General features: G+C 46.2%; 14 protein-coding genes. 2 read left to right on the top strand and 12 right to left on the bottom strand.

The window, feature by feature from the left end:
- The first annotated feature begins 251 nt into the window (after positions 1–251).
- The gene (gene mnmC / locus A3773_RS06895) at positions 252–2207 is read left to right on the top strand and encodes a bifunctional tRNA (5-methylaminomethyl-2-thiouridine)(34)-methyltransferase MnmC2/FAD-dependent 5-carboxymethylaminomethyl-2-thiouridine(34) oxidoreductase MnmC1 (RefSeq protein WP_067984404.1); all 1956 of its coding nucleotides are present in this window, start codon (positions 252–254) and stop codon (positions 2205–2207) included.
- Between the two features lie 72 nt (positions 2208–2279).
- Positions 2280–2921 (top strand): CBS domain-containing protein, encoded by a 642-nt coding sequence (locus A3773_RS06890; RefSeq protein ID WP_067984402.1) that lies wholly within the window; start codon positions 2280–2282, stop codon positions 2919–2921.
- Here A3773_RS06890 and A3773_RS06885 read toward each other — a convergent pair.
- The 12 genes from A3773_RS06885 to A3773_RS06830 all read right to left on the bottom strand — a co-directional run bounded on the left by A3773_RS06885 (position 2890) and on the right by A3773_RS06830 (position 14067).
- Positions 2890–3564, bottom strand: a complete 675-nt coding sequence (locus tag A3773_RS06885; RefSeq protein ID WP_067984400.1) for a DUF4126 domain-containing protein — start codon at positions 3562–3564, stop codon at positions 2890–2892. The two genes, A3773_RS06890 and A3773_RS06885, sit on opposite strands and share 32 nt — an antisense overlap.
- Before the next feature lie 58 nt (positions 3565–3622).
- Positions 3623–3835, bottom strand: coding sequence for a YheU family protein (locus A3773_RS06880; RefSeq protein WP_067984398.1), 213 nt, complete (start codon positions 3833–3835; stop codon positions 3623–3625).
- Positions 3836–3851: 16 nt separating this feature from the next.
- Complete coding sequence (locus A3773_RS06875) at positions 3852–4415, bottom strand: transglycosylase SLT domain-containing protein (protein WP_067984397.1); 564 nt, start codon at positions 4413–4415, stop codon at positions 3852–3854.
- Positions 4412–6451, bottom strand: coding sequence for an NAD-dependent DNA ligase LigA (ligA, locus tag A3773_RS06870; protein ID WP_067984394.1), 2040 nt, complete (start codon positions 6449–6451; stop codon positions 4412–4414). Before ligA ends, A3773_RS06875 begins: the two co-directional genes overlap by 4 nt.
- Before the next feature lie 36 nt (positions 6452–6487).
- Positions 6488–8338, bottom strand: coding sequence for a cell division protein ZipA (zipA, locus tag A3773_RS17685; RefSeq protein WP_067984393.1), 1851 nt, complete (start codon positions 8336–8338; stop codon positions 6488–6490).
- A gap of 64 nt (positions 8339–8402) precedes the next feature.
- A complete protein-coding gene (gene ccmI / locus A3773_RS06860; RefSeq protein WP_067984391.1) occupies positions 8403–9650 on the bottom strand; it encodes a c-type cytochrome biogenesis protein CcmI in 1248 nt (415 codons plus the stop codon).
- Positions 9647–10123, bottom strand: a complete 477-nt coding sequence (locus A3773_RS06855; RefSeq protein WP_067984390.1) for a cytochrome c-type biogenesis protein — start codon at positions 10121–10123, stop codon at positions 9647–9649. Before A3773_RS06855 ends, ccmI begins: the two co-directional genes overlap by 4 nt.
- Positions 10120–10665 (bottom strand): DsbE family thiol:disulfide interchange protein, encoded by a 546-nt coding sequence (locus tag A3773_RS06850; RefSeq protein ID WP_067984388.1) that lies wholly within the window; start codon positions 10663–10665, stop codon positions 10120–10122. Before A3773_RS06850 ends, A3773_RS06855 begins: the two co-directional genes overlap by 4 nt.
- Before the next feature lie 43 nt (positions 10666–10708).
- Entirely contained in the window at positions 10709–12664 is a 1956-nt protein-coding gene (locus A3773_RS06845) for a heme lyase CcmF/NrfE family subunit (RefSeq protein WP_067984386.1), read from the bottom strand.
- Positions 12661–13122 carry a cytochrome c maturation protein CcmE gene (gene ccmE, locus A3773_RS06840; RefSeq protein WP_067984384.1) on the bottom strand — a complete coding sequence of 154 codons (462 nt, stop codon included), beginning with the start codon at positions 13120–13122 and terminating at the stop codon, positions 12661–12663. Before ccmE ends, A3773_RS06845 begins: the two co-directional genes overlap by 4 nt.
- The gene (ccmD, locus tag A3773_RS06835) at positions 13119–13298 is read right to left on the bottom strand and encodes a heme exporter protein CcmD (protein ID WP_067984382.1); all 180 of its coding nucleotides are present in this window, start codon (positions 13296–13298) and stop codon (positions 13119–13121) included. The genes ccmE and ccmD overlap by 4 nt, the downstream gene beginning before the upstream one ends.
- Before the next feature lie 10 nt (positions 13299–13308).
- Positions 13309–14067 (bottom strand): heme ABC transporter permease, encoded by a 759-nt coding sequence (locus A3773_RS06830; RefSeq protein WP_067984380.1) that lies wholly within the window; start codon positions 14065–14067, stop codon positions 13309–13311.
- Positions 14068–14072 lie beyond the last annotated feature (5 nt).

Raw genomic sequence — 14072 nt, 5'->3', positions numbered from 1 at the left:
TAATAAAAAAACAAAAAGCGGATGCAATCTATTCAAGGATTGCATTGACGATAAGGGATTTCGATGTGCGGAAATTAAATGAAACACTTTGATATACAGCTCAAAGAAAAAACCTTCCTATATACTGGCCAATTCTAGCCCAATCCCCACTTAAGCTCTATAATATTCATAACTTATTAGCCTCCAAAGCTTTAGATTAACCCGTCTCTATATCGACTCTTTAGACCCAAAAACATCTGAGATTAACAACATTGCTTATTCAAAACGCTATACTTGACTGGATTGACGGTAGTCCAAAATCTACAGAATTTGATGATATTTATTTCAATACGATCGATGGCGTAGAGGAAGCAAACTACGTATTTGTAGAAGGAAATAATATTGATGCACGCTTATCAGGAAGCTCACCTTTAGTCATTGCGGAAACAGGATTTGGAACCGGACTTAACTTTTTAAATACAGCGCACCGTATTATTCAACATAAAAATATTCAAACCAAGTTACATTTTATTTCTGCTGAAAAATACCCGCTTACAAAACGTGACTTACAAAGAATTTATGTGAAATGGCCACAATTCAATGTTTTCACAGAACAACTTTTAGCTCAATATCCCATCCACACTACAGGCTTTCATCGCATAAGCTTTTTGGACAAAAATATACAACTCACTCTACTGCTAGGTGATGCAACAGAATGTCTTTCAAAGCTGATTGCTAGTGTGGATGCATGGTATTTAGATGGATTCACCCCCTCCAGAAACTCTGACATGTGGACAAGTGAACTATTTGAGAAAATAGCATCACTTAGCACTCCTCATTCAACGACGCTGGCTACATTTACATCTGCGAGCAAAATACGAAAATCATTACAGGCTGTTGGCTTTGATATAAAAAAGCGCTCAGGTTTTGGGCTTAAACGAGAAATAATAGCGGGCACTTTCATCGAACATAAAACGCCAACTCTAGATACAAAACCTTGGTTCTCACTCCCTAAATCGGCGCGGCCAACACATGTCACCATTATTGGAGGGGGACTATCAGGCTGTTCGACCGCCTATTCGCTTGCGCAGCGGGGCATTAAGGTCACAATCATTGAAAAAGAGAAGCGCCTCGCCACAGCGGGATCGGGTAATCGACAGGGCGCTCTTTATGCCAAGCTTCCGGTTACTCCCACCAAACAGGGTGAGCTACATCTAACCGGTTTTTTGCATACGACTAATCTACTTAAACAAACAGACCCAACACAATCCTTTTGGTCTCAATGTGGCGTTGCTCAGCTAGCGACAAAAGAAAACGAAAAGATCAGACAGCAAGAGTTAATCGATAACCAACACTACCCGACCTCACTGGTACAACAGAAATCCGCCGCCGAGTTATCCGCCATTAGTGGCACCGCTGTGTCCAGTAGTGGGCTATTTTTCCCTGACGCGGGCTGGGTATCACCGGTAGACTTTTGTCATGCTCTAGCCAACCACCCAAATATCAATATTGTGCAACATGACATCAAGCTAATTGAGTACACTGATCAGCAATGGACATTGACTAACAACCGTAGTGAGCGCTTACATTGCTCTCATTTGGTCATCTGTAATGCCGAACTGGCAAGCCAGTTTGAACAAACAAAGCACCTGCCACTCAAAGCGATACGCGGACAAGTGTCCCTCACTGCGGATAATGCAGACCTCCCCAAACTTGACACTGTCGTTTGTGGTGAGGGCTATATTTCCCCGGCACAAGAAGGGATCTTCTGCTTTGGCGCAACCTTTGATCTTAAAGGCAAACAACGCGATGTCACTCAACATGACCACGATAAAAACCTAACAAAACTAGCCGACGCGCTTCCAGAATTTCATCACGCGCTACTCAAGAAAAAAGCGCAACTTTCAGGAAGAACCGCTTTCCGCTGCAGCACACCCGATTACATGCCCGTCGTCGGCCCAGCCCCTGTTTTTTCTGATTACATAGACACATATGCCCGTTTAAGAAAGGACAAAAATTGGCGATTTGAGGGTGCAACAGCCCAACACTACCCCAATCTCTATGTAAACTCAGGTCACGGATCTAAAGGGCTCATAACCTGCCCAATCTCCGCAGAATTGCTTGCCTCTATGATCTGTAATGAACCTTTACCCCTACCTAAGACTCTAATAGATTCGATTAACCCTGCGCGGTTTATTATTAAGAACTTGATAAAGCGGGCGATATAAGTAAAGAGTATGTGTGTTAGGTTAAACACATGTATCGATTGATACTTAAACAAAAACGAAGATGGAGCTGTTATGGCCCTTTACGTATACGACCACGGTTATCGCATACAGACACCGAAGGAAGCGCTGTTTCCTAAACGGGGTGTAGATTCGGTATTAAAAAGTCGTCATACACACAGAAGCGCTGACACAGAAGATAAACTTCATTCGGACGGTGAAAAGTTTATTATCCCAGGCCCCGGGAAACCCCATACCAACCATGATGCGGCAACCCTTGCATACACAGCACATGAAGAGGGCATTGAAACTGAGAACGAAAGCGCCCAGCTAACGGTATCAACCATTATGGTCTCCCCCGTGCACACGATTCCACCGACGGTAACTGTGAGCACTGCATGGAAAAGGATGCTCAGCTTAGAGATCAGCCATTTAGTGGTTGCCGATGAGGATAAGCGGCCGCTCGGACTCATATCTAAAGCCGATTTAGTCCAAGCAGGTACCGATTCAATTTCGCTTATTAGTGAGATTTATTCAAAGAAATTAATTGCAGCAACACCCGAAACATTAATCCAAAGCGTTGCCATCAATTTTATCGAGAACGATATTAACTCAATACCGGTCGTCAATAATGAAGATCAAGTAGTCGGTATCGTCTGCCGTACCGATCTACTACGATTACTGGTTAGCGGACCTCATTTGGAGCGCTGGGTTTAGTTGAGAGTGTCGGCAAAGGCCCTTTCGGCTCATCTTGTGCGCCGCCAAATAGCCCTGCAATAAAATGAAAGACTTTTTTAATCCCTCGCCATAGTTTGGGTAACAACCACACAAGCAAGAGAAGAAACAACACTAAACCCGCTAAAAACCAAACAGGGTGATTTAACGCAGCCCATAAGCCGCCGATCACAAGCAGGTCCTCACTGATCGATGCCGTCCAGTTTGTCACTGGCTCAGGGGAGGTATTGATCAACACCCGACTCCCCGCTTTAGCAGCATGACTCCCCGCCGCTAAGGATCCACCAACCAGCGCTGCCGCCAGTTCAACGGCAATCGACATGTCACCCACAGCCCCCGCGGCTAAAACAGCCCCCGCAGGAATACGAATAAAGGTGTGTAAACCATCCCACCCACTATCGACACCTGGGATTTTATCGGCAAAAAACTCGACAAAATACATAAAGCCCGCGGCCATCAAAACTAAAGGATCACCCACCACTTGAAGCTCTTCAGGCAGTGCAATGTGGCCCATATTGTTAAGTAACCCAAGCATAAAGATAGTGGCGTAAAGGTTAATACCGCTTGCCCAACCCACACCCATCGTCAGTGCAATAACACTGATAGTCTGCTCAAGCTGATCCATTTGAACTACCTCTTTTCAATTGGGCTCAGCGACAAACGATGTTACAGGCCAGCCCGATTCATAACATATCTTTATGGACTATATTACAAAGGCCTTTACTCTCGCTGAACAAGATCACCGCCTCACCGGCAGCCAGCTTGCATCGAACCTGCTCAACTTTCGCGGCAAGCGAGATCTCGCTCGTGCCATAATCGGTGCCATCTCGGCTAACAAACTCTTCGATAAGCGCATTAAGCGTATCAGGATGAAGTTGTTCATAAGGAATGATCATTTAGGCGTATCCACAGCTACCAAAGCTTTAACTTATTAAACCAGCTTTCACCTTGCCACTGCCCTTTACAAGCCTGTAACTCGTTTGACCAGCGCTGCGCTCTAAGCTCAACACCTTTGGCTTGCTGCGCTAGCTCTGGGTATTTATCTGCTTCAAAACGATGATAACCACCGTGACCTAAACGCAAAGCAAGATAATGCTCACCCGCATCCTGCCAAGCAATATTATTTCGCTTCACACTCTGCTGGGTAAACCAACCGATGAAATCAACCGCATCGGCTGGGACCTGTGGTGAAGCATCCCAACGTTCACTGCGAATACGGTACTCATCCCAATCGGCACTCCGCGGCCTAACATGTTTTTTATCTAGGTCCGATAAAGGCAGTTCCAGCAGGACTAAGGACAATGAGATAGGCGTACCATATTTTTGCTGCGCCAATACCGCTGGTTCAACCCACTCCTCATTATCATCAAGTTCCTCACAAATCAGCAACGCCGGCCTAGTAGAGGAACCAAAGCAACCACTCAACATCAATACAATAACAGGTAGAAAAAATACTTTTTTACTCAGAATCATCATACGTCAGCCATTCCATGTTGTTGAAGAAACGCAATAAATTGCATTTCATCCATTGTTTCAATGCCCAATTCGGCCGCTTTTTTTAATTTCGACCCTGCACCAGGTCCCGCAACGACACAATCCGTTTTTGCAGAGACACTGCCTGCAACCTTAGCACCTAGGGCCAATAAATGGTTTTTCGCATCACTCCGCCCCATCTGCTCAAGCTTACCGGTCAACACCCATGTTTTACCCGCTAAAGGGAGCGCTTCACGCTCTACAGGCTGAATAATATCCCAATGCACGCCCGCTTTATCTTTATCAAGCAGGTCCGCTATAACCTCACGATTATGGGGTTCTGCAAAAAAGCGGATAATATGTTTAGCAACAATCGGCCCCACATCAGGCACCTCTAATAGGGCTTCTTCCGTTGCAGCCATCAATGGATCTAAATCACCAAAGTGCAGGGCTAATGCCCGGGCCGTCGCCTCACCTACCTCACGAATACCGAGTGAATAAAGAAAACGAGGAAATTGCGTTGCCTTACTCACGCGGATTGCGTTCACTAAATTCTCTGCCGATTTAGGCCCCATGCGTTCAAGTTTTTCCAGCTGTTCGACTCTTAATTGATAGAGACCTGCAGGGTTATGTACAAGGTCGAGATCAATCAACATCTCGATCAACTTATCACCTAAGCCATCAATATCCATCGCTTTACGGGAGGCAAAATGCTTTAACGCCTCCTTCCGCTGTGCTGCGCAGTAAAGTCCACCGGTACAACGCGCCACCGCCTCACCTTCAAGGCGTTCAACATCAGAGTCACAAACAGGGCATGTTAGTGGTGCAACAACCGGCGTAGCGGCATCAGGTCGCCTCTCAATGATGACACGCACCACTTGAGGGATAACATCTCCTGCACGTCGAATAACGACACTGTCGCCTACACGCACATCCAAACGCTCGACTTCATCCATATTGTGCAAGGTCGCATTAGACACCGTTACACCACCGACAAAAACCGGTTCAAGACGTGCCACAGGCGTCACCGCACCCGTTCGACCGACCTGAAACTCAATCGCTCTAACGACGGTCATCTCTTCTTGAGCCGGAAACTTATGGGCTATCGCCCAACGAGGCGCGCGAGAGACAAAGCCTAAGATTTTCTGTAATGCTAAGTTATTAACTTTAAAAACGACGCCATCTATCTCATAAGGTAGCGTGTCGCGCAACGCCGCTACCCGCGTGTAGTAATCTAGACATCCCTGAACACCACTCACCTCTTCAAGCAGTGGGTTCAATTTAAACCCCCAGTTTTTTAACTGCCGTAAAATAGCAGCATGACCATCGGCAAGTTCCCCCCCTTCAACAACCCCTACACTGTAACTACACATCTCTAAAGGACGAGAGGCGGTTACTTTGGGGTCCAGCTGACGTAAGCTTCCCGCGGCTGCGTTGCGAGGGTTCACAAAAGGTTTCTCTCCCCGCTGCTCAGCTCGCTTATTGAGCGCATTAAAGCCGGCTTTCGGCATGTATATTTCACCACGCACCTCTAACCGCTCTGGATAGTCACTGCCTGAAAGCTTGAGAGGAATCGTAGGGATGGTTCGAACATTGAGCGTGATATCTTCGCCCGTTGAACCATCACCACGCGTTAAGCCCCTAATAAGCACGCCGTTTTCATAAAGTAAGCTGATAGCAATACCATCCAACTTCGGCTCACAGGCGTAACCGATCTCAGTATCCGCGGGATACGCTAACCGATCAACAATACGACGATTAAACTCCTGCATATCCTCAGCGTTAAATGCATTATCTAAGGACAGCATGGGTAGCTCATGCTGAACTTGCTTAAACGCGGCTAAAGGCGCACCGCCCACCCGTTGGGTAGGTGATTCAGGCGTAATCAAACTCGGATGTTCCGCTTCTAGTGATTTAAGCTGTTGAAACAGACGGTCATATTCAGCATCCGGTACTTCAGGATCATCCAGCACATAGTAACGATAGTTATGTTTATTTAGCTGCTCTCGCAACTGCTGAATCTGTTGTTCAATAGACACTATGAAAGCTCGACTTAATAAAGAAGAAAACGCGGCTTAACGGCCGCGTTTTTTAAGGTTTTTCATTTCGAAATCACGCACGCGTTGGCGGTAATGCTCCATGGTTTGGGTGCGCAAGACCGATCGGTTTTCGTCGAGCATCTCCCCGCCTAAATGCTTGGCTACGGTCTCAGCGGTTGCCAACATGCACTCAAACGCATCCATCACATCACGAGGCTCTTCCATGGACATAAAGAACATAACGGCCTTAGTCGTTAAGCTCTGAGCATCATCCGGTTCAAAGGTCCCCGGAGGTAAAGCATTAGCCATACTAAATTGAACTGCGCTCGGCCCCTCTTCATCTTCAAAGCGATGATAGATAGACATATCACCAAAGCTCATACCACAAGCATCAATGATTTTTTGTAATACCGCGCCATCAAACTGGTCAGTCGACTTAGCGATAACCGATATGATTAATACGTTTTCGGGATCGGGCTCTTTTTCCAACACTTTACGCCGTGAAGGCGCATCAGCAACGGACGCACCCACTACGGGGGCTGGTTCTAATGGAGCCTCATCCATAACATCATGATTTTCTGCCGCAAAGCCATCATCAAATGGGGGCTCTTCAGACCAGGTCCTTTCAACCGGCGTTTCATCAAGGGCGGAGATGTTAGAGGACACGTCTTCAGCCTTAACTCGCGCCGTTGTCGATTCATTCAAACCCTCATCTAACGCAGAGCCCAATGTTAACCCGGCAAACGGATCATATGGCGGTTCAGGTGCCTCTTCAGGAAAATCAAAAGCAAGCGTTGCTTGTTCACCTGCATCGACCTCCACAGGCGTTGTTGCTTCCACCCCGGCTAAATCAAGCTCAGGGAAGGCATCAGGTGTCTGATGCTCCTCTTCGTCAAAACCAGTCTCGTCACCCATCTCTGTCATAAGTACAGTGATCGGTTTTTCGAAATCCATATCCTCTGCAGCAGGCTCGTCAGGAATCAGCGTAGGCTGCCACTCAGCGGCGCGGACCTCTGGTTCTGGTTCTGGTTCTGGTTCTGGTTCTGGTTCTGGTTCTGGTTCTGGTTCTGGTTCTGGTTCTGGCTCTGGCTCTGGCTCTGGCTCTGGCTCTGGCTCTGGCTCTGGCTCTGGCTCTGGCTCTGGCTCTGGCTCTGGCTCTGGCTCTGGCTCTGGCTCTGGCTCAACATCTTTCATGCCTTCGACTAACTGGTCAATAACATCAAGCATCTCAGATTTTGTTGCTGACTCAGCCTCGTCAATAGGATCATGTTCCTCTATAGCATCTTGCACCGTATCGACCGATGACCCAAGTGTCATATCAGAAGGCTCTTGCTCTATCTCTACTAATGGCGGTTCTGGTTCTACAGCTGGAGTAGGAACAACCCGCGCAGGACCTAAGATACCATCTTCAGAAAAACCGAAGGGCGCGGGTGTCGCCTGAGTATCTGGCATGGTTTCAGGCGCGCCTGAAGCCATAAAGTCATTGGGCAAACTGATATCGTCATCAGCCGATGCGGAGGTAACTGTCCTCACAGGACTGACAATTCCGTCATCGAGGGATAGGTTATCGTCCCAATCATGCTTGTCAGGCTGCTGAAGCGTTTCAGAATGGGGCGTAAACATAGCATCTTTATCAGGTGCTAGCTCTGGGCGGTGGTCAGAAAAAAGCGGGTCGCTGTCTAACGCAACGCGGCGCGCACCACCACCCGGTAACTCTGGATTAAAGGCTTGATTATCAACAGGGGGAGGCGCATCAACAAAGTTCTTATCAATGTTCATTTTAAGACGGTTACGCCCGCTTTGCATGCGTCGCCATCCGTCTATAATTATTAGCAGTATTAATATTACACCGCCAACAATCAGCCATTCACGCAGACCGATTTCCATGTGCCTAGTCGCGCCCCTTTCTCTTGTGATTATCGATAATCATACAACTATAAAAGAGCTGGTTTTATTCGACAACCTTATCGATAACCAACATCAAAGGTATTTTCGCCCCTCTCACCTCTACAGGCGAGATAATACCGTAGAAATCACCCTTTTGCGCTTGAGGCTGGCCCGATAAAGAAATTCGAGCCGAGACTTCAACTTGAGCGACTGACGAGAGTGTCGCTTGGGGATTCATTGCCATTGTATCATCTAACACGACCTGAGTTGGTAGATCGGATACACTAAGCTTAACCGCTGCTAATGGCATCTTACCCCCAACCTCTCTAGCAAATACAAAAACCGCTTGTTCGGGCGTTGCCTTTGCTTTTAATTCGGGACTTAGGTCAACATTTAAAGCGACTGATGCAATATCTAGCTCAGGAATATCAGGCACATTTTTGCCCTGCGCGATCAACTCATCCCGAGCTTTACGCACACCTGAACGCAGTGAGTCTGCTGTTGGACCCTCTGCATTTCTCAGCGCTAACAACCAATGCTCTAAAGCGGCTTCAAAATCTTGCTTTTCATAAGCTTCGATACCTAACAACCCTAGTGCAGTAATCTCGAGAGGCTCAATCGCTAATGTCTTCTCTATCTGCGCACGCACGTCATCCGTCATTTTGCTATCCGCGGCAAAAAACAGCGCTTGCGCATACTGCCCATTAACACTGGCATATTGAGGTGCATCAACCGGTAGGATATCTAATATTCGCTTAAACCCTTCGGCACCTTCAGCGTAGCGCCCTTGATTCATATATGTTGTCGATAACAGGAACCAACCTTCAGGGTTATCCGGATTCAACTGTAACTCTTTCTCAAGCTGAGCAATGGCTTGTTCAAGTGTTGGTTTTTGGCCATTAAACGGATCTTTTGGCTGATGTAAGGCGATCTCTAAATCAGCTGAACGCCCAAAAACAGAATACAAACCAATACCTGATGCAGGAATTAGCATAGCTAAAAGCGTTACCGTCACTAAGGCCTGTTTTGTCAGCTGAACACTGCCAGATGCAGGCCCTGAGCTTTCAACATCAGACAGTAAATTTCGCTCTAATTCCGTTTTTAGTGTAACGAAATCCGTTTCATCTAAATTGCCTGCCGCCTTTTCACGCTCGAGTTCAGACAAACGCTCACGAAATATCTCAATATTTTGCTGCCCACGGTCTTCTGCCGACACACTCTCAGCAACACGTTTAGCGCGCACAAAAGGAAGAAAAACAAACGCGACTGCAAGCAACGTTAAGCCCGCAATGCCAATCCATAACTCGATCATTTATGCTCACCTTTACCCAAAATATCGTTCAATCGATCCGTCTCGTCTTTATTTAGGTGAGTTTCCAAGTCATCCACTTCACTTTCGTGACGTTTACGCTTCCTAGAAACGGCTACCAACACAATAATACCGATAACCACCAAACCAAATGGGCCATACCACAATATATACGTGGTCTCATTTACCGGCGGTTTATACAGTACAAATTCGCCATAACGAGCCACCATAAACGCTTTAATTTCAGCATCATCATTGCCAGCCTGCACCATCTTATACACTTCATTTCGAAGATCGGCAGCGATCGGGGAGTTAGAGTCTTGAAGATTTTGGTTTTGGCATTTAGGGCAACGCAACTCAAAGGTTAACGTATGGAAACGTGCGCGTGTTGCCTCATCCTTAAACTCATAAGTATCTATCGCCGCAAAAACACTAAGCGGGATAAAAACCAACATAAGCGCCACTAAATATCTCATTCTGCTGACACCTTTCCACTCTGTTTGAGCTGATCCATTACGGTTCTTAATGTTTCCCAAACACGCTGATCAACAACGCCGACATGCTTATATCTAATAATACCTTCAGCATCGATCACGTACGTTTCAGGCGCACCATAAACCCCAAGATCTAAGCCTAGGCTACCTTTATCATCAAAGATGTTAAACGCGTATGGGTTCAGATATTTTTTGAGCCATATATCCGCTTTTTCCCGATCATCCTTGTAATTAATACCTATAACTTTATAGCCTTCCGCCTTAATGCGGTTTAACTGTGCATGTTCCTCTTTACAAGAGGGGCACCATGTCGCCCACACATTCACTAATGCCACTTCACCTTTTAAGTCGGCCTCCGTCACTTGACGCTCAGGATCTAAAAGCGAAGGAAGCTCAAAGGCGGGCAAGGGCTTATCAAGCAACGCCGAAGGTAGCTCAGTAGGGTCTAGCGCTAGCCCTTTCCATAAAAATGCTCCCATCCCGATAAAAATAACGAGGGGAATAAATAAAATAAATCGACGCACAACAAATCTCCAACAACGTAGATACAATAGCTCGAGCTAACGATTAAACCGTCTTCACTTCACGTTTAGCTTGTTTACGGTATCGAGGGTCTGTAGCGGCTAACAAGCCACCTAACGTCATCAGCAAGCCTCCTAACCACAACCAACGGACAAAAGGTTTATGCTGAATGCGGACAGCCCATGCACCGCCATCGAGAGGCTCACCCAATGCCACATATAGATCTCGTGTTAAACCTGGGTCTATATCGGCTTCCGTCATCACATTGCCACGCGCTTTGTAGAAACGTTTTTCTGGATGCAGTGAACCGTAAGGTTCGCCATCTTTCAATACCCGAATTTGCGCTTGATCAGCCTCAAAATTAGCCCCCTGAACCACACTAATACCATCAAAAATAAATTCGTACTGTTTAAAGGTTAGGGTATCGCCCGGCGCCATCCTTAAATCACGTTCCTCGTTGTAAACCGTCACCAACGTCATACCAACAATCGTTACAGCCACACCGACATGCGCCAAAACCATCGCATAATAACTTCTAGAGAGCTTTTTCAACCCTTTAAAAGGATTAGACTTATTCGCGACTTTATTCCAAATATCTTTTATTGAAACGCACACAATCCAGAAGGCTAACACCATTCCAAGGGTGACACTCCAATCAAACTGATCGCCATAGACAACAGAAAAACTCGCACCTAATACCAGGCTGAACACCATTGGAATTAATAGCTGCTTAGCAATATAGCTGCCTTTAGTTTGCCTCCAGCGAGACACGATACCTGCGCCCATTAACACCACTAAAGCAGACATTAACGGAACAAATAAAGCGTTAAAATAAGGAGGTCCTACAGATATTTTTCCCTTACCTAATGCATCAATCAGCAATGGGTAGAGCGTCCCAAGCAATACCATCAGAGCAACAATAACCAATAGGATATTATTACCTAACAACAATGTTTCTCGAGAAATTAGCTCAAAACGTGATTCACTTTTGACATGTGCGGCTTTAATTGCATAAAGCAAAAGAGACCCACCAATAGTGATCGCCAACAACGCTAAGATGAAGTAACCACGTTCAGGATCAGTCGCAAACGCATGAACCGATGTCAAAACACCCGAACGTACTAAGAACGTCCCTAACAAACTTAAGGAAAAAGCAAAAATAGCTAAGAGAACGGTCCAGCTTTTAAAGACACCACGCTTTTCAGTGACGGCCAAACTATGAATAAGCGCAGTCCCCACTAACCAAGGCATGAAAGAAGCATTTTCAACGGGATCCCAAAACCACCAGCCGCCCCAGCCAAGCTCGTAGTATGCCCACCAGCTGCCTAAGGCGATACCTAACGTCAAAAAAGCCCAAGCCACAATTGTCCAAGGTCTAGACCAACGTGCCCATGCCGCATCTAAACGACCACTAAGCAACGCGGCGATAGCGAAAGCAAACGCAACTGAAAAACCCACATATCCCATATAAAGCATAGGTGGATGAATAATAAGACCAATATCTTGTAATAAAGGATTGAGGTCACCACCTTCCATAGGGAAGCGCGGTAGATGACGTTCAAATGGACTTGAGGTAACTAAGGTAAAGAGGATAAAACCAACACCAATAATCCCCATAATACCCAGTACGCGTGCAACAATATCCTGTGGTAAATTGTCACTCTTTAACGCAACAGCCCATGTCCAGCCACCAAGAATAAAGACCCACAACAATAGGGAGCCTTCATGGCCACCCCATATCGCACTAATTTTATAATACATAGGTAAGGCGGTATTTGAGTTAGTCGCAACGTACACAACCGAAAAGTCATCCGTTACAAAGGCATAACCCAAACAAATAATGCTCACTAATAAAAATGCGAACATTCCGGTAGCTAACGGCCGAGCATAGCCCATCCATAATGTATTTTTACTATACGTTCCAGCAATAGGGACTACGGCAAGCAGCGCAGACATGCATAACGCAAGAATAAGTGCATATTGACCTAATTCAGGGATCATTTGTTATACACCTCAGCTTCAGGCTTCGGCATATTTCCACTTTTCTCTAAAGCATCCGCCACTTCAGGCGGCATATAATTTTCATCATGTTTCGCTAACACTTCTGACGCCTGAAATACATTATTAGAATCAAGCTCACCCTGCGCAACAATCCCCTGACCTTCACGAAACAGGTCTGGCAAAATGCCATCATAATGAACCGTTACCGTTTGATCGTAATCAGTAATATCAAAGGTAACATTTAAACTCTGTTGATCACGCACGACACTCCCATCGACAACCATGCCGCCGGCGCGAATACGCGTATTATGCGGCGCTTCGCCGGATGCTATCTGGGTGGGTGAATAAAATAGATTTATATTTTGACTGAGGGCAAACATGGTTAGCCCAACAGCAATACCCACACCAAATACAATAAACAAAACAATGATCAAACGTTGTTTGCGTTTAGGGTTCATGAAGATTTATTCTCCCTGCGCAGGCGACGAACAAGATCAGAAACGATTTTCTTCTTTTGTCGTGCCGGATTAACAATATTAATTACAATTACGATCAGTGCGATGGCATAACTCAGCCAGACATAGAAACCATGCCCGCCCATCGCAATAAACTCTGAAAAGCTTTCAAAACTCACTTAATTTGCCTCACTGCTTTCCGACTAACTCTTTCACCCAGCTTGCACGGCGCTCACGCACAAGAATCTCATTCCGTGTTCGCATCATTAGCGAAACAGCAAAAAAACAATAAAAACCGATAACCATCACCAACAACGGTAGCCACATCTCCGTGGCCATTGCGGGACGCTCTGTTAATTTAAAAGTGGCGGGCTGATGAAGCGTGTTCCACCAATCCACTGAGTATTTAATGATAGGGATATTCACTAATCCAACCAACGCTAAAACGGCGGCTGATTTAGCAGCCATCGCTTCATTTTCAATAGCAGAATAGAGTGCAATCACCCCCAAATAGAGAAAGAGAAGGATCAACATCGATGTTAAACGCGCATCCCATACCCACCAAGACCCCCAGGTAGGCTTGCCCCATATTGCGCCTGTCGCTAACGCCAACAGCGCCATAGTAGCGCCTATAGGAGCACAGGATTTCGCAACCATATCGGCCACTTTCATTTTCCAAATCAAGCCTATAGCGCCCGCAATTGCCATCATCATATAGCAGGATTGAGCTAAAACAGCGGACGGCACATGAATATAAATGATACGAAAACTATTACCCTGCTGATAATCGGATGGAGCAAAGGCTAATGCCCACACTGTACCAACAACAAGAAACAACAGTGCAGCCACCGTAAAACCAGGCAGCAGCTTACCCATAATGTCATAAGACCAACGGGGAGATGCGAGCTGATAGAACCAACGCGGCATCCAATTCTTTTTCTCACTCATAAGAA

Origin of the sequence: Neptuniibacter pectenicola (assembly GCF_001597735.1) — a bacterium.
Classification (GTDB): Bacteria; Pseudomonadota; Gammaproteobacteria; order Pseudomonadales; family Balneatricaceae; genus Neptuniibacter; species Neptuniibacter pectenicola.
This window is presented reverse-complemented; position numbering and strand designations above follow the sequence as displayed.

Bases quoted from the DNA above. Each gene is read 5' to 3' on its own strand.
- zipA (WP_067984393.1), bottom strand. From the start codon at position 8,338: ATGGAAATCGGTCTGCGTGAATGGCTGATTGTTGGCGGTGTAATATTA.
- A3773_RS06890 (WP_067984402.1), top strand. From the start codon at position 2,280: ATGGCCCTTTACGTATACGACCACGGTTATCGCATACAGACACCGAAG.
- A3773_RS06845 (WP_067984386.1), bottom strand. From the start codon at position 12,664: ATGATCCCTGAATTAGGTCAATATGCACTTATTCTTGCGTTATGCATG.
- A3773_RS06885 (WP_067984400.1), bottom strand. From the start codon at position 3,564: ATGGATCAGCTTGAGCAGACTATCAGTGTTATTGCACTGACGATGGGT.
- A3773_RS06855 (WP_067984390.1), bottom strand. From the start codon at position 10,123: ATGAGATATTTAGTGGCGCTTATGTTGGTTTTTATCCCGCTTAGTGTT.
- A3773_RS06830 (WP_067984380.1), bottom strand. From the start codon at position 14,067: ATGAGTGAGAAAAAGAATTGGATGCCGCGTTGGTTCTATCAGCTCGCA.
- ccmI (WP_067984391.1), bottom strand. From the start codon at position 9,650: ATGATCGAGTTATGGATTGGCATTGCGGGCTTAACGTTGCTTGCAGTC.
- ccmE (WP_067984384.1), bottom strand. From the start codon at position 13,122: ATGAACCCTAAACGCAAACAACGTTTGATCATTGTTTTGTTTATTGTA.
- A3773_RS06875 (WP_067984397.1), bottom strand. From the start codon at position 4,415: ATGATGATTCTGAGTAAAAAAGTATTTTTTCTACCTGTTATTGTATTG.
- A3773_RS06880 (WP_067984398.1), bottom strand. From the start codon at position 3,835: ATGATCATTCCTTATGAACAACTTCATCCTGATACGCTTAATGCGCTT.